Consider the following 13,859-nt stretch of genomic DNA (forward strand, 5'->3'; position numbering starts at 1 on the left):
GTCCGTCGGCAGGCGCCGCAAAACGACGTGGAGAACAGCTCGAAATGCACGGCCGCATCCGGATTCGCCTGCGTCGCTTCGGGAGTTGCTGAGGAGTCTGGTGTCACGGCAGAAGGATGGACTTCCCGGTCGTGGCCCGGGCCTGCAGGTCGAGGTGAGCCTGACCGGCGTCGGCCAGCGCGTACGCCGCCCCGACTCGGACGTCCAGCTCCCCAGCCGAAATGGCCTCGAACAGTTCCCGGGCGCGCCACCGGCGTTCCTCCACGGTCTGCAGGTAATCCTTCATCGTCGGCCGGGTCAGGAAGAGTGATCCGCCGCGATTCAGTCGCATCGGGTCCACCGGCGGCACGGCACCCGATGCGCCGCCGAACAGAACGAGCATCCCCCGCGGAGCGAGACTCGCCAGTGACGCATCGAACGTGTCCCGGCCGACGCCGTCGTAGACGACATCGACGCCGCGACCTCCGGTGAGGGCGCGCACCTCGTCGGCGAGACCGTCATAGCGGAGCACGTGGTCCGCACCCGCGGCGCGGCTCAGAGCTTCCTTATCGTCCGTCGACACCGTCGTGATGACGGTGGCGCCGATGCGCCGGAGCAGCTGGGTGAGGAGCAGCCCGACGCCGCCGGCGCCGGCGTGCAGCAGCACGGTGTGCTGGGGCTCGACCCGGAAGGTGGACGTGGCGAGGTAGTGAGCGGTGAAGCCCTGCAGCGGCAGCGCGGCAGCCGACCGGTCATCGAGGTCGTCGGGAACAGGCACGGCTTTCTCGGCGTCCACCAGGAAGAGGTCCGCGTACGTGCCGGATCCCTCGGCGGTCGCGATGCGTTGTCCGACCCGCAGGTCGGTGACCCCGTCGCCGAGCGCCGCAATCGTGCCGGCACCTTCCGCGCCGGGAACATACGGGAATGTCATCGGGTAGGTGCCATCGCGTTGGTACGTCTCGATGAAGTTGACGCCGGCGGCAGCCGTGCGCACGAGGACCTCACCGGGGCCCGGCGTGGGCTCCGGGCTGTCGCGGTACTGCAGTTCGTCCGCTCCGCCCGGCTGTTCGACGACGATCGCTTTCATACGAAACTCCTTAGGTCACTGCACCCCACGCTACCGAGGGCAACCGTGAAGTGCGGCCGCGGCTCCGGAACGCGGTCGAGACCGCACACCGGAGCGTGGTCCGTCATCTCCCGGGTGCCGTCGTCAGTTCGGCTGGCGCGGGAAAGGGCAGCCGGTACCGATCGCTCTGGCCGCCGACGGCGGACGCGCTGCCGTACTCGTCGGCGACAACGGTCACGCCGTCGGCGCTCGCCTCGCTGATCCGCACCGGCCGCTCGGTGCCATCGGGCAGGCGCAGCAGATAACGATCGGCCAGAAAACCGATCCCGAGGGCCTCGAGGGTCTCCTCGGCCTCGAGCCAGTCGACCGGCTCGGCGGTCACCCACCGGCCGAGACGATCGACGGGCCGGAATCCCTCGCCGGTCGGCACGATCCAGCCCACCAGCTCGCGATCCTCACGGCGGTGTTCGATCCAGTCCTCTGGCAGCATGATCAGTGACGTTAGCAGGTCGAAAGTGAGGCCGCCGGGCCGGTGGCGCCGGGTGCTTAGCTGTCGCGGCCGAAGAGACGGCCGAGGTCGCCCAGTCCCGGGATCTCGAAGTTCGACGCCAGGTCGCCCAGTGCCGGGGCTTCGACGTTCGAGCCGAGATCGGTGAGCTGTTCGCCGAGCCCGCCGGCGTAGTCCTCGGCACCCGCGGTGAGGTCGCCCACGCCGCCGGCCAGGTTCTCGAAGTCCACGCCGAGTCCGGCGGCCTGCTCGAGGATGGGAGCGGCCACGCTGCTCAGCACGGCTCCACCCGCCACGGCGGCGAGGAGACCGCCGGCAGCTCCCAGCCCGACGCCGGCCACCGCCCCGACACCGGCCCCGGCGAGCGCGCCGGCTCCCCCGCGCCCGTTGCTCTTGGCGAAGAGTCCGCGCAGGAAGCCGGGCTTGTGCGCCTCGCCGCGGGCGGCGGCGCGGGCGAGATCGGCGGGCTGGGCGGATGCCGGGTGCTCGTTCGCCGGCAACTCGGCTCGCAGTTGCGCGTTCACCTGGTCACGCTGCGCGGGCGTGAGCCGCGCGAAGGCGTCACGGTGCACCTGCTCGAGCTGCTCCGGCTGCGCGGTCTTCAACAGGTAGTCGTAGCGGGCGATCGCGGACGAGTCCTCCGGGTTGAGGGGTCGTTGCGGTGCGGATGCCCGGACGGGCGCGGGAGCCGGCTGGCCGGCCGGCTGGGCGGGGGATACTGCCTGGGCACCGGCTGGTCGGGTATCCCCGGTGACCTTGTCGGCCGCGGCGCGCACGACGTCACGCCAGTCCGCGTTCCCGGACGGGTTCGCGGTCGACTTCCCCGACTTGTCGAGGGCTTTTGAAGCCATGTTCAGAATGCGCTGGAAATTGCTCACAGGAGGCCCTTCGAAGTGACGGATACCCAGTTTTCCCGATTCCGTCTGTGCAAAGCCTCCATGCCCGCCGTGAGGTCGGGCTCGAATCAGAGGGCCGCCCGAAAGGGCCGGAAGAACTCGCGCAGCTCCTGGGCGTACAGCTCGGGTTCCTCGAACGGCGCAAAGTGGCCGCCGCGAGCGGGCTCGGTGGCGCGCACCACATTTGCGGTGCGCTCCAACCAGGCCCGGGGCGGGCGCACCAGGTCGGCGGGAAAGATCGAAAAGCCCGACGGCACCCCCACCCGACGGGAGAGCTGGGCGGGCGGGATGGCGGCGTTGGCGTTGTACATCCGCATCGACGACCCGATGGTGCCGGTGAGCCAGTAGATCGTGAGGTTGGTGAGGATCTCGTCCTTGGTGAAGAGTCGCTCGAGGTCGCCGGCGCAGTGGCTCCACGCCCGCAGCTTCTCCACGATCCAGGCCGCAAGGCCAGCCGGGGAATCGGTGAGGCCGAAGGCGATGGTCTGCGGTTTGGTGCGCTGTATGGCCGCGTACGCTCCCTCGGCGGCGCCCCAGGAGGCGGCGCCCTGCAGCCAGGCGCGCTCCTCGGGGGCGAGGCCTGCCGGGTCGCCGTCGAAGGCCGCCAGGCCCGCGTCGGTGCGGTGCACGGCCACGACCCGATCGGGGTGGTCGAGCGCCAGGTACCGGCTCACGTGGCTGCCGATGTCACCCCCGGCCGCCCCGAACCGGTCGTAGCCGAGCGTTGTCATGAGCTGGGCCCACAGGGCGGCGACGTCGATGGAGTTGAGCGGCGGGCCGGTGGGGGTGTCGGAGTACCCGTAGCCCGGCATGTCCGGCACGACCACGTCGAACGCATCCGCCGGGTCTGCGCCGTGCGCGCCCGGGTCGGTGAGCAGTGGGATGACCTTGGAGTAGCGCCAGAACGAGTCCGGCCAGCCGTGACTGAGCACCACCGGCAGCACCGGCCCGGTGGGTGCAACGGCCCGGGCGTGCACGAAGTGGATGCCCAGGCCATCGACCGGCAACCGGAACCGCGGCAGCCGGTTGAGCGCGGCCTCCTGCGCGGGCCAGTCGAACTCCTCCGCCCAGTAGTCGACGAGTTCCCGCAGATAGGCGACGTCGGTGCCGAGCGACCAACCCGCATCCGCCGGCGCATCCGGCCAGCGGGTCGCACGTAACCGGGCGCGCAGATCATCCAGCTCCGCGGCGGACGTCGTCGCGATGAACGGCTCGGGGGAATCGGCGGCGGTCGGCATGGCAGTCACCCTACTGCGAACCCTTCAGCACGGTGCCCTATGCACGAGAGTGCGGTCCATGCCCCTACTTAACAGTGTTCTCCGCCAGACTGGCAGGGTGGGGCTCACTGGCCTCGACGAAGTTCCGGTGATAAGAGGATGACATGACTCGCAATGGTGACACCCAGGACGAACCGATCCAGGAGCAGCACTTCCAACCGGATGACGCCAAGGTCGCGGGCATTCTCGTGCAGGAAGAGGCCGACCTGGCCGGCCACGACGAGGCCCAGATCCTGGACGCGCTGCGCCAGCGCTTCGCCGATGCCGGCCTGACGCTCGACGAGGACACCCTCCGTGGGCACGCGGGACGCATCGCCGGCCTCGACCCCAATACATTCTCGAAGAAGTAGCGCTAGGCGGCGTGGCGAATCCGACGCGGAACCACCACCCAGATCACGAGCACCACGATCAGGATGAAGACCGCGAAGCCGATTCCCCACGCCCGCCCCAGCACCAGGTCGAAGATCAGCAGACCGATTCCGGCGACGGTGAACGCAACGCCGGCCAGGGTGACCTGCACGAAGTAATCGGTGAACCGCACGATGCGATCCTTGGCCTGCTGGCGGAAAAGCACGCGGTGCAGGCTCACTGGCGCCAGCCCCACCAGCGTCGTGAGAACCGACATGACGACCAGGACCAGGTAGACGTCTTGTTGGAAGGCGTCCAGGTCTTCGAACCGCGATTGGAACACCGCAGCCAGCAGGAAGCCGGTGAGGATCTGGGTGCCCGTCTGGATCACCCTGAGTTCCTGCAGCAGTTCGGCCCAGTTGCGATCCAGCCGCTCCGTTTGAGTTTCGGCTCGGCCGTCGTGGCCCGCGTCGGGTTCCTCCGGTGGACGAGGGGAGTAAGACATTGCTTGGCCTTTCGAAGATCACGGAAACTTGTTCAGACCCTACCCACAAGCAGCAGCACGCGGTCGTTGATCATGACGGAGCCAACCATCAGCATCCGGGCAGGACTAACGTGGACGTGTGATGAAGTGACAACGGATGCGAGTGGTGGGCTGATGAGCGAGGTCTCTGGAACGCCGCGCCCGGCGGGCAGTCGCCTGGCGTCCCCGTTCCTGGAGCTGTTGCCGATCACGGGTGTGGCCATTTCGGTCTTCGACCAGAGCCGCCGCGCCTCCCTGATCCAGTCGACCGATCCCACCTCCACCCGGTTGGAGGAGATCCAGTTCGATCTCGGCGAGGGCCCCTCCGTCGACGCCTATGCCACCGGGGCGTTGGTATCGGTTTCTGACCTCGACGCCGTCGACCAGTGGCCGGCGTTCCTGCAGAGCGCCGCCGAGCTGACGGTGGGCGCCATCTTCGCTTTCCCGCTGATGCTCGGGGCGGCCTGCACGGGCACGGTCACCTGCTACCGCAGCAGCCCCGGTACGCTCGACGCCAAGGCCGTCGACATCGGCGTGTCCCTGTGTCGTGCCATCGCCGGGCCCGCCTTCCGTCGGGCCATCGTTCTGGCCGACCACGAATCGCCCGATCACGAGGCACCGGTTGAGTCGCGGCGGGAAATCCATCAGGCGACCGGTATGGTTCTGACTCAACTTGATATCTCGGCAACCGATGCGTTATCCCGGCTTCGGGCATACGCTTTTTCTAGCGGATACACCGTTCAAGAGATTGCCCACGACGTCGTCAGCCGTCGCCTCAATTTCGCAGAACTCCCGGAGTAGGCGGACATGAACGATAGTGAACACGCGGCTGACATCACCCGTGAAGGCAGCACCCGTGAGGGCAGCACCCGTGAGGAACGTATCAACGACGCGTTCGTGCGCGTCGCGGGCACACTGGTCGACAGTTACGACGTCCTCGACCTCCTGTCCACGCTCATGAACACCTGCACCGACCTCCTCGGCGTGCAGGCCGGCGGCATCCTTCTGGCCGACGGCTCCGGCCAGCTCGAGCTGGTCGCCTCCACCAGCGAAGAAGCCGAGATTGTGGAAATCATGATCGTCGCGGCGGGCGCCGGACCGTGCGTCGACTGCTTCAACACCGGCGCGGTGGTCAGCGTTCCCGACATCGCCGCGGACTCCGCCGCCTGGCCGCGTTTTCGCCGAAGCGCCCTCGACCAGGGCTTCCGCGCCGCGCACGCCACCCCGCTGCGTCTGCACGGCGAGGTCATCGGCGCGATGAACCTGTTGAGCACCACCGTCGGCGCCCTGAGCAGCCGGGACGCCCAACTCGCCCAGGCGCTGGCGGATGTCGCGACCGTCGGCATCCTGCACGAACGCAGCTTCCGGCAGCCCGAGGTGGTGGCAGCCCAGCTGCACCTGGCGCTGGACACCCGGATCCTGGTGGAGCAGGCGAAGGGGGTCCTCGCCCAGGTGCGTTCCTGCACCATGACCGAGGCCTTCACCGCGCTCCGCGACTACGCCCGCGCGCACGATGTCACGCTGCGAGCCGCCGCCGAGGGTGTTGTGGACCGAAGCATCCCCGCCGAGGCCCTGGCAACTCAGGCCCGCTGACCGCCCTCAGGCGAAGTTGAAGACCAGCGGGAAGACCGCGACAACTACGAGCGCCCACCCGCTGTAGACCGGCAGGTACCGGGTCTGCCAGGTCTCGAGCGCGGCGAAGGGGCGCCGGCCGCGCAGGAAACCGACCGTGAGCCAGGCCGTGCGCACCAGGTGCACGAGCAGGAGCAGGTTGAGGCCGAGAGCGGCGATCTTGTTGGGGCTGAAGCCGAACTCGGTGATGCGGGCCAGCATCGCGGTGAGCATCACGGCGTCCACGGCGAGGGCCACGATCACGAGCACCAGCTGCAACACGTCGGACAGACCGGGCCGGGCGAGCGAGTCCCGGGCGGAGATGGAATAGAGCAGCAGGCTCAGCACGAGCACCAGGATGGCGTCCATCAGGATGAGCAGGTCGCGATCCACGGTGCCGAGGCCGCCCGCAGTGGCCAGCACCGCGAGCACGGCCAGCAGCATCACAATCGTCAACGGTGTGAAGACCCGGGTGAGCACCGGGGCGATGTTCTCCACCACATTCTGTTTGGCCTCGACCAGCCACGCGGCCACGACGAGGGCGGCGGGCATCGTGATCGGCAGGATCCACTCGATGAGCACGGGTTCGGGGTCGACTCCGACGGCAGACAACACCGCGAAGGTCAGCCCGAACAGCACCGCCCCGCCGAGGGCGAGCAGCGTGTAGTAGATCGCGAGTTCGCCGGTGAACCGCACGAAGTCCATCCGCCGGGCGTCGGACCGCCAGCGGCCGCCGACGTAGGCCACACCCACGACCACCCAGAGCAGCACCGGGGCGTGCAGGATGGCGAGCAGTTCGGTGGACCCGCCGACGGCGAACGGGTAGAAGTTGAGCAGGACCGCGAGCACGGCGACCGAGCCGAGCAGGGTCGCGGCCACCGGCACCGTCAGCCGGCGCTTCCACCCGAAGTAGGTGGCCAGGAAGGGGAAGACGAGCAGGCCGAGGTTGCGGGCCAGGCCGCCGCCGTCACCGGCCAGGAGCAGGCCGACCTTGACCGCGATGCCCGTGCCGAGGGCGAAGCCGAGCACCACGGCGAGTTCCCGCCAGGCCGGCGCACGATTCTCGTCTGCGTCTTCGGGAACGAGCACGAGCTGCTTCCACAGCCGGTCGGAGTGTTCGCGAGCGAACTCCAGAGACATGGCGTCGAGGTTGCCGAGCCGTTTGATCGCCACGAGAAAGGCCTCGTCGTGATCGAGCCCGTTCGCCAGCAGGTTGTCAATCTGCCCGCGCAGGTGGTCTTCCAGTTCGTCCACGTCGGCGGCGGCGATCGCCTGCCGGCGCTGCACGTAGCTGCGCCAGCTGTCGATCTGGGCTTCAAGGTCGGTGTCGAGGTCCATCAGGCCCACCCTTCGGTGACGGCGGGCGGCCGGGGCACGGTCTGCCACACCTTCTGCAGCGCGTCGGCCACGACGGTCCACTGTTCCTGCCGCTCGGCCAGCTGCTCCCGGCCCGAGTCGGTGATGGCGTAATGCTTGCGCCGGCGGCCGACCTCAGACGTGCCCCACAACGAGGTCACGTAGCCCAGTCGTTCCAGCCGGTGCAGCAGCGGGTAGAGCATGCCATCGGTCCACTGCAAGCTGCCGCCGGAGAGTTCGCCGACCCGCTTGAGGATGGCGTAGCCGTAGAGTTCTCCGTCCAACAGGATTCCCAACACCAGCGGGGTGGCTGCGGCCGCGACCAGGTCCTTCTCGATGCGCACGGGCGCCTCCTTCGATACCTAGAGCTGCAATGCATGAACCATAGCAGCTCTAGGTATCAACGCAACGATCGCCTGCGGGGAAATCAGGTTGTTGAATGGGCCCGGTCGGCGTTCTACAGTTGATTCAGATACGGCGGCGCTCACACCGATGGAACGCCGCTCGGGCGATTACAAACGAGTCGGGTGACTCTGACATGAGTGATGTCTCGCGAATTGTGGGAAGCAAGCTGGCTTCCCCGTTTTTGGAACTGATGGCCGTCGCCGGTGCTTCGATTTCGGTATTCGACCAGGGTCGACGATCGGTGCCGCTCCATTCCACGGACCAGACCTCGAAGCGGCTAGAGGAGCTGCACTTCGACCTGGGCGAGGGTCCCCTCTTCGAAGCGTTTGCCAGTGGGTCCATGGTCGCGGTCCCCGACTTGGCCGCGACCCACCGCTGGCCGGCTTTCGTTCACAGCGCGAATGACCTGGGCGTAGGCGCCATCTTCGTCTTCCCGTTGATGCTGGGCGCGGTGTGCACGGGAGCAGTGCTGTGTTACCGCAAAACGGCGGGTCCGCTCAGTGACAGTGCCGCCGAGATCGGGGTCATCCTCAGCCGCGCCATCGCGGGGCCCGCCTTCCGCGAGGCCATCGACATCGCCCTGGAGGAGTCCCTTGATAAACATGCACCGATCGAATGGCGCAGACAGGTGCACCAGGCAACAGGCATGGTGCTCGCCCAACTCAACATCACCGCAACGGATGCGTTCTCCCGAATACGGGCGTACGCCCACTCAGACGGGCGCACCGTTGAGGAAGTCGCAAACGATGTCGTTGCCGGGCGGCTCGACTTCTCCGAGTCCTCCGAATAGAACGCCGCAGACGGCACCACACCGGCGCACTTGGATCACCCGGTGTTGGTGTGGCAGGATGCCGCCGTGACCACTCAACCCGAACGCCGGATGCTCCTCGACACCGCTGCCATGTACTTCCGTGCGTTCTACGGCGTGCCAGACACCGTGCTGGCACCCAACGGCGAGCCGATCAACGCCGTGCGCGGGCTGCTCGACATGATTGCCAGGCTCAGCACCGAATTCCAGCCGACCGAGATCGTGGCCTGCTGGGATGACGATTGGCGGCCGCAGTGGCGGGTGGACCTGATCCCCACCTATAAGACGCACCGGGTGGCGGCCGAGCCGGCGACGGATGCCGACCCGTCGATCGAGGTCGTTCCCGACCTGCTCAGCCCGCAGGTGCCGATCATCCGCGAGGTGCTGACCGCGCTCGGGATTCCGATCATCGGCGCCGCCCAGCACGAAGCCGACGACGTCATCGGCACCCTCGCCTCGCACGCGTCGATCCCGGTGGATGTGGTCACCGGTGACCGCGACCTTTTCCAGCTCGTCGACGACTCCCGCGACGTGCGGGTGATATATACCGGCCGCGGCATGTCCCGGCTGGAGATCCTCACCGACTCCTCATTGACCGCCAAGACCGGCGTCTCCCCCACCCAATACGCCGACTTCGCCGCGATGCGCGGTGACGCCTCCGACGGCCTGCCGGGTGTGGCCGGAGTGGGCGAGAAGACCGCTGCCACGCTGCTGGCCGAGTTCGGCGACCTGGACGGGATCGTCGCGGCCGCGGCGGACCCGGACGTGAAACTGGCCGCGGCAGTGCGGTCGAAGATCGTCGCCGCTGCGGACTACCTCGCGGTGGCGCCGAAGGTGGTGAAAGTTGTGCGCGACCTGGACCTGCCGAAATTCGACGCCCGCATCCGCATGAGCACACCCGAGCAGGCGGAAGAGCTCGAGCGATTGGACGCCAAGTGGGGACTCAGTTCGTCGATGAAACGCGCCCGGGAGGCCCTGGCCGCGTTGGCCTGAAGCCGCTTTCGCGACGGTTGAATCCCCGATTCGTCACGGATTGAGGCCGAGTCTGGAGATTCTGCCAGCTTCCTTGAGTTTGCCCTGCGGCTGCACGAGGCTAGTCAGATTCGCCCCTACAGGGGCCGAACGGCGACGCCCGGCACGACCGGACAGTGAAGAGGAAACCGTGAAAGCACTCACCTGGCAGAGCTCCAAAAAAGTCGAGGTCAAGGTCGTCCCCGATCCCGTGATTGAGAAGCCCACGGATGTGGTCATCCGCATCACGTCAGCGGCCATCTGCGGCTCCGACCTTCACCTCTACAACGTGATGGGTCCGTTCCTGGCCAAGGACGACGTTCTCGGCCACGAGAACATGGGCATCGTGGAGGTAGTCGGTGCCGACGTCACTACGCTTTCGGTGGGTGACCGAGTCGTCATCCCGTTCGTCATCGCCTGCGGGGACTGCTTCATGTGCAACCAGGGCCTCACTACCCAGTGCGAGACCACCCAGAACCGGGACTCAGGCACCGGCGCCAGTCTCTACGGCTTCAGTGAGCTGTACGGCTCGGTTCCCGGCGGTCAGGCCGAAAAGCTGCGGGTTCCCTTCGCCGACTTCAACGCCATCAAGGTCGGGGCAGACCTCCCCGACGAGCGCTACCTGTTCCTGAGCGACATTCTGCCCACCGCCTGGCAGGGCGTGCAGTACGCCGACGTGCCCGCCGGTGGAACCCTAGCGGTGATCGGCCTCGGCCCCGTCGGCCAGTTCGCCAGTCGGATCGGCCGCCATCTCGGCCTCCGGGTGCTCGGCGTCGACCCGGTGCCGGAGCGCCGCGCGATGGCTGCAAAGTACGGCGTGGAGGTTTTCGACCTCGCCGACGACCTCGTCGCCACCCTCAAGGCCACCACCGACGGCCGCGGGCCGGACTCTGTCGTCGACGCCGTGGGCATGGAGGCGCACGGCAACCCCGCCGCCGCGTTCACCCAGTACGCCGCCGGCCTGCTGCCGGATGCCGTGGCCAAGAAGGTCTTCACCACGGTGGGCGTGGACCGCCTGGCCGCCCTGCACATGGCATTGGACCTGGTGCGCCGCGGCGGCACCGTCTCGGTGAGCGGCGTGTACTCCGGGGTCGCCGACCCGATGCCGCTGATGAACATGTTCGACAAGCAGATCCAGCTGCGGATGGGCCAGTGCAACGTGCAGCGCTGGATCGGCGACCTGCTGCCCCTGGTGGAAGACCCCACCGACCCTCTCGGCGTGGAGGACCTCGTCACGCACCGGGTGCCGTTGGACCGCGCGCCCGAGATGTACGAGACCTTCAGCGCCAAGGACGATGGCTGTATCAAGGTCGTGCTGACGCCGTAATCGCGAGTTGCCCCGCTGCGGACGAGTTGCCCCGCCCTACCGGGGCAACTCGTCCGCAAGCGGGCATCTCGGCACCGGCGGTCACGTAGCGGGCGCGTCGGGGCCGGCTGCCACGCGCAGCACGACGTTGCCGCGTTTGTGTCCGGCGTCGACGAAACGGTGGGCGGCGGCGATGTCGGCGAGGTCGAAGCTGCGGTCGATCACCGGCCGCAGCCGTCCCGACTCCGCGAGGCCGGCAAGGAACTCCAGGTCAACGGCGCGATAGGGGACACCACCGGCCGTGATGAGCTTGCCGCTCTTCCGGGACCGGGGCTTCGCGCGCAGCAGTCCGGTGAGGTCGGAGATGACCAACAGGAGCGCTCCGCCCGGTTCGATCAGGTGTTGCACCCGTTCGAATGGTGCATTGCCGACACAGTCCATGATCACGTTGTAGGTGTCGGCTTCGGTCGTGAAGTCGATACTGGCGTAATCGATCACCCGGTCGGCGCCGAGCGAGCTGACGAGGTCGGCGTTGCGGGCGCCGCACACCGCGGTGACGTGCGCGCCGAGGTTCTTGGCCAGCTGCACTGCGGCGGTGCCGACCGCGCCGGATGCCCCGTTGACCAGTACTCGGGTGCCAGTCGTGATCGCGGTCCGGCTGAGGTACCCGTGCGCGGCGAGGCCGCCGAACACCAGGGCAACGGCCTCGTCGAAGTTCAGGTTCGTTGGCTTGGCCGCGATCGCACCGTCCTGCTTGATGCGGGCGAACTCGGCGTGGCCGCCGAACTTCCCGCCGAGCATGGCGATCACCTCGTCGCCGGGAGCGAACCGGGTGACTTTCTCCCCCACCGCCTGGATGACGCCGGAAATGTCCATCCCCAGCACACGCTTGCGGGGCCGGAAGATCCCGAGCGCGAGCGCCGTCGGCACGACGAGTCCCCGCGGAACGTCCCTGGACCGTGACCTGTGGTCGGCGATGCTCACGGTGCTGGCGATGACGCGAATGAGCACATCCTCCGGCCCCGGCGTCGGCGTCGGCACGTCGCCGAGCTCCACGACCTCAGGCCCGCCGAACCTCCGGCAGATCGCGGCCTTCATCGGGTCACCTCCGCCCGGTCTACCCCGTCGTGGGCGGGCAGCATCCGCTCAACGCCCATCCGCTCAATGGCCGCGGGGTTGAAGCCCCTGACGATGAGCCAGAGCGCGAGCGACACTTCCCAGGCGAACACCGGCAGAGCGACGAGCAGACCGACGGCGGAAAACTGGCCGTACAGGCCGAAGAGCACCAGCACGGTCGAGAGCGTGATGATCCCGCCGCCGACCAGACCGAGAACCGCGATGGCACGCGGCACCAGTCGGGAGGCGAACATCAGCGCCGCCAGGAAAATCGAGCCGATGCCCAGGGCAAAGCCGGGGCCGAACAGCAACGTGCCGTCCTGCAACGCGAGCAGCCCGGCCGCAACACCCTCGAGGGCGCCGTCGTCGACGCCGTGGGGCTGCGCCCGCAGCATCAGCACGGTGAGCAGGCTCAGGATGCCGACGACGATGATCGCCGCTTCGAGGATGCGGGCCGCGACGTAGGCCAGCGCCAGGGTGGGGTAGCTCCGCTTCACCACGGGATAGAGGACCACCGCGGTGCCGACCACGGCGACAACCAGCATCGTTTCGAAGAGTACGCCGACGACTACAGACGCGTCGCGTCCCGTGCCGAGGACGTAGCCGGGCGTATTGAGCACCGGCGCGTAGAGCAGACGGCCGACGATGGCGCCGACCTCGGTAAGCAGGAACAGGGCACCGATGAGGATCGCTGCCCGTCTCGTGGGGGTCATGAGAGCTCCTTTGAAAAGAGAAAGGTGTACGACGTACACTCAGATGCCATGACTCTAAGGTGTACGCTGTACTCCTGTCAATGGGCGAGGCCGATTCGGCTCGGAAGGGACCAGCAATGGTGATGACCACCCCGCGGGTGCGGCTCAACCGCGACCGCGTGCTGCAGGCCGCCGTCGGGCTGGCCGATCAAATCGGCATCGACGCGCTGAGCATGCGCAGGCTCGCCGAGGACCTCGGCGTGGTGCCCATGGCGCTGTACAAACACGTGGCTAACAAAGAGCAGCTGCTCGACGGCATGGTCGAAGTGATTGTCGCCGAGATCGACCCGCCGCGCTCCGACGTCGACTGGAAGTCGGCGGTTCGCCTGCGCATCCTCTCGGCTCGTGGGGTACTGCTGCGGCACCCCTGGGCCCGCCAGGTGCTCGAGTCACGCACCGATCACACCCCAACCGTGCTCGCCTACCTGGAGTCGACGATCGGCATGTTCCTGGCCGGCGGCTTCTCGGTGGACCTCACCCACCACGTCATGCACGCGCTGGGCAGTCGAATGTGGGGCTTCACCCAGGAACTCTTCGACCAACCCGCTCCCCCTGGCGGTTCTGCGCCGGTTGAGGTAACCCCGGAGTTCATCGAGGCGCAGGGTCGATTGCTGGCCGAGCGCTACCCCAACATTGGGCAGATCAGCGCCGCGGCCGCGCACGACGACACCGCTGTGGCGCGTGGATGCGACGACAGGTTCGAGTTCGAGTTCGCCCTGGACCTCCTCCTGGACGGCTTCGAACGCCTCCACCAATCCGGTTGGTCCTCCGCCCTTCCCCTCCCCCGAGCCGTGAGCTAAACCCCAGATTTTCGCCTTTTTGGGGTTCTTCTCACGGGTCGCGAATGGGGTCGGTCGGGTGGGCAGGAATGTCGGTGGTAGGTGAGACGATCTCATT

The 13,859-nt window shown here is 67.7% G+C and carries 16 protein-coding genes; 7 read left to right on the forward strand and 9 right to left on the reverse strand.

All coding sequences use genetic code 11. From position 1 onward, the window contains the following. Positions 1 to 103 precede the first annotated feature (103 nt). The 4 genes from ACU5E9_RS12345 to ACU5E9_RS12360 form a co-directional block, all read right to left on the reverse strand. Positions 104 to 1,066 (reverse strand): quinone oxidoreductase family protein, encoded by a 963-nt coding sequence (locus tag ACU5E9_RS12345; protein WP_456810212.1) that lies wholly within the window; start codon positions 1,064 to 1,066, stop codon positions 104 to 106. A gap of 103 nt (positions 1,067 to 1,169) precedes the next feature. Continuing rightward, positions 1,170 to 1,535, reverse strand: coding sequence for a hypothetical protein (locus ACU5E9_RS12350; protein WP_456810213.1), 366 nt, complete (start codon positions 1,533 to 1,535; stop codon positions 1,170 to 1,172). Between the two features lie 56 nt (positions 1,536 to 1,591). After that, complete coding sequence (locus ACU5E9_RS12355) at positions 1,592 to 2,404, reverse strand: cation-transporting ATPase (protein WP_456810214.1); 813 nt, start codon at positions 2,402 to 2,404, stop codon at positions 1,592 to 1,594. 113 nt (positions 2,405 to 2,517) lie between these two features. Then, on the reverse strand, positions 2,518 to 3,687 hold the full coding sequence (locus ACU5E9_RS12360) for an epoxide hydrolase family protein (RefSeq protein WP_456810215.1): 1,170 nt from the start codon (positions 3,685 to 3,687) through the stop codon (positions 2,518 to 2,520). 143 nt (positions 3,688 to 3,830) lie between these two features. Between ACU5E9_RS12360 and ACU5E9_RS12365 the strand changes: the two genes are divergently transcribed. Continuing rightward, entirely contained in the window at positions 3,831 to 4,076 is a 246-nt protein-coding gene (locus ACU5E9_RS12365) for a hypothetical protein (RefSeq protein WP_456810216.1), read from the forward strand. Positions 4,077 to 4,078: 2 nt separating this feature from the next. On the opposite strand, the gene ACU5E9_RS12370 is transcribed toward ACU5E9_RS12365, so the two are convergent. Beyond that, complete coding sequence (locus ACU5E9_RS12370; RefSeq protein WP_456810217.1) at positions 4,079 to 4,579, reverse strand: DUF6328 family protein; 501 nt, start codon at positions 4,577 to 4,579, stop codon at positions 4,079 to 4,081. 153 nt (positions 4,580 to 4,732) lie between these two features. Between ACU5E9_RS12370 and ACU5E9_RS12375 the strand changes: the two genes are divergently transcribed. Continuing rightward, a complete protein-coding gene (locus ACU5E9_RS12375; RefSeq protein ID WP_456810218.1) occupies positions 4,733 to 5,398 on the forward strand; it encodes a GAF and ANTAR domain-containing protein in 666 nt (221 codons plus the stop codon). Positions 5,399 to 5,404: 6 nt separating this feature from the next. After that, a complete protein-coding gene (locus tag ACU5E9_RS12380) occupies positions 5,405 to 6,190 on the forward strand; it encodes a GAF and ANTAR domain-containing protein (protein ID WP_456810219.1) in 786 nt (261 codons plus the stop codon). Positions 6,191 to 6,196: 6 nt separating this feature from the next. Here the strand turns inward: ACU5E9_RS12380 and ACU5E9_RS12385 are convergent, their stop codons facing one another. Beyond that, positions 6,197 to 7,546 (reverse strand): permease prefix domain 1-containing protein, encoded by a 1,350-nt coding sequence (locus ACU5E9_RS12385; RefSeq protein WP_456810220.1) that lies wholly within the window; start codon positions 7,544 to 7,546, stop codon positions 6,197 to 6,199. Next, positions 7,546 to 7,908 carry a PadR family transcriptional regulator gene (locus ACU5E9_RS12390; RefSeq protein WP_456810221.1) on the reverse strand — a complete coding sequence of 121 codons (363 nt, stop codon included), beginning with the start codon at positions 7,906 to 7,908 and terminating at the stop codon, positions 7,546 to 7,548. The genes ACU5E9_RS12385 and ACU5E9_RS12390 overlap by 1 nt, the downstream gene beginning before the upstream one ends. Positions 7,909 to 8,102: 194 nt before the next feature. Here ACU5E9_RS12390 and ACU5E9_RS12395 point away from each other — a divergent pair, with 194 nt between their 5' ends. The 3 genes from ACU5E9_RS12395 to ACU5E9_RS12405 all read left to right on the forward strand — a co-directional run bounded on the left by ACU5E9_RS12395 (position 8,103) and on the right by ACU5E9_RS12405 (position 11,115). Beyond that, positions 8,103 to 8,759, forward strand: a complete 657-nt coding sequence (locus ACU5E9_RS12395; protein ID WP_456810222.1) for an ANTAR domain-containing protein — start codon at positions 8,103 to 8,105, stop codon at positions 8,757 to 8,759. A gap of 90 nt (positions 8,760 to 8,849) precedes the next feature. After that, positions 8,850 to 9,770 (forward strand): 5'-3' exonuclease, encoded by a 921-nt coding sequence (locus ACU5E9_RS12400; RefSeq protein WP_456813535.1) that lies wholly within the window; start codon positions 8,850 to 8,852, stop codon positions 9,768 to 9,770. Between the two features lie 169 nt (positions 9,771 to 9,939). Next, positions 9,940 to 11,115, forward strand: coding sequence for an alcohol dehydrogenase catalytic domain-containing protein (locus ACU5E9_RS12405; protein ID WP_456810223.1), 1,176 nt, complete (start codon positions 9,940 to 9,942; stop codon positions 11,113 to 11,115). 81 nt (positions 11,116 to 11,196) lie between these two features. Here ACU5E9_RS12405 and ACU5E9_RS12410 read toward each other — a convergent pair whose 3' ends face one another. Together ACU5E9_RS12410 and ACU5E9_RS12415 are read right to left on the reverse strand one after the other, a co-directional pair. Further along, a complete protein-coding gene (locus ACU5E9_RS12410) occupies positions 11,197 to 12,192 on the reverse strand; it encodes an NAD(P)-dependent alcohol dehydrogenase (RefSeq protein WP_456810224.1) in 996 nt (331 codons plus the stop codon). Then, positions 12,189 to 12,923: a DUF4386 domain-containing protein gene (locus ACU5E9_RS12415; RefSeq protein WP_456810225.1), complete on the reverse strand. Its 735-nt coding sequence runs from the start codon at positions 12,921 to 12,923 to the stop codon at positions 12,189 to 12,191. Before ACU5E9_RS12415 ends, ACU5E9_RS12410 begins: the two co-directional genes overlap by 4 nt. Positions 12,924 to 13,045: 122 nt before the next feature. Here ACU5E9_RS12415 and ACU5E9_RS12420 point away from each other — a divergent pair, with 122 nt between their 5' ends. After that, positions 13,046 to 13,762 carry a TetR/AcrR family transcriptional regulator gene (locus tag ACU5E9_RS12420; RefSeq protein WP_456813536.1) on the forward strand — a complete coding sequence of 239 codons (717 nt, stop codon included), beginning with the start codon at positions 13,046 to 13,048 and terminating at the stop codon, positions 13,760 to 13,762. Positions 13,763 to 13,859 lie beyond the last annotated feature (97 nt).

The sequence above is a fragment of the Cryobacterium sp. AP23 genome, from assembly GCF_054075385.1.

Bases quoted from the DNA above. Each gene is read 5' to 3' on its own strand.
- ACU5E9_RS12345 (WP_456810212.1), bottom strand. From the start codon at position 1,066: ATGAAAGCGATCGTCGTCGAACAGCCGGGCGGAGCGGACGAACTGCAG.
- ACU5E9_RS12350 (WP_456810213.1), bottom strand. From the start codon at position 1,535: ATGCTGCCAGAGGACTGGATCGAACACCGCCGTGAGGATCGCGAGCTG.
- ACU5E9_RS12355 (WP_456810214.1), bottom strand. From the start codon at position 2,404: ATGGCTTCAAAAGCCCTCGACAAGTCGGGGAAGTCGACCGCGAACCCG.
- ACU5E9_RS12360 (WP_456810215.1), bottom strand. From the start codon at position 3,687: ATGCCGACCGCCGCCGATTCCCCCGAGCCGTTCATCGCGACGACGTCC.
- ACU5E9_RS12365 (WP_456810216.1), top strand. From the start codon at position 3,831: ATGACTCGCAATGGTGACACCCAGGACGAACCGATCCAGGAGCAGCAC.
- ACU5E9_RS12370 (WP_456810217.1), bottom strand. From the start codon at position 4,579: ATGTCTTACTCCCCTCGTCCACCGGAGGAACCCGACGCGGGCCACGAC.
- ACU5E9_RS12375 (WP_456810218.1), top strand. From the start codon at position 4,733: ATGAGCGAGGTCTCTGGAACGCCGCGCCCGGCGGGCAGTCGCCTGGCG.
- ACU5E9_RS12380 (WP_456810219.1), top strand. From the start codon at position 5,405: ATGAACGATAGTGAACACGCGGCTGACATCACCCGTGAAGGCAGCACC.
- ACU5E9_RS12385 (WP_456810220.1), bottom strand. From the start codon at position 7,546: ATGGACCTCGACACCGACCTTGAAGCCCAGATCGACAGCTGGCGCAGC.
- ACU5E9_RS12395 (WP_456810222.1), top strand. From the start codon at position 8,103: ATGAGTGATGTCTCGCGAATTGTGGGAAGCAAGCTGGCTTCCCCGTTT.
- ACU5E9_RS12400 (WP_456813535.1), top strand. From the start codon at position 8,850: ATGCTCCTCGACACCGCTGCCATGTACTTCCGTGCGTTCTACGGCGTG.
- ACU5E9_RS12410 (WP_456810224.1), bottom strand. From the start codon at position 12,192: ATGAAGGCCGCGATCTGCCGGAGGTTCGGCGGGCCTGAGGTCGTGGAG.
- ACU5E9_RS12415 (WP_456810225.1), bottom strand. From the start codon at position 12,923: ATGACCCCCACGAGACGGGCAGCGATCCTCATCGGTGCCCTGTTCCTG.
- ACU5E9_RS12420 (WP_456813536.1), top strand. From the start codon at position 13,046: ATGACCACCCCGCGGGTGCGGCTCAACCGCGACCGCGTGCTGCAGGCC.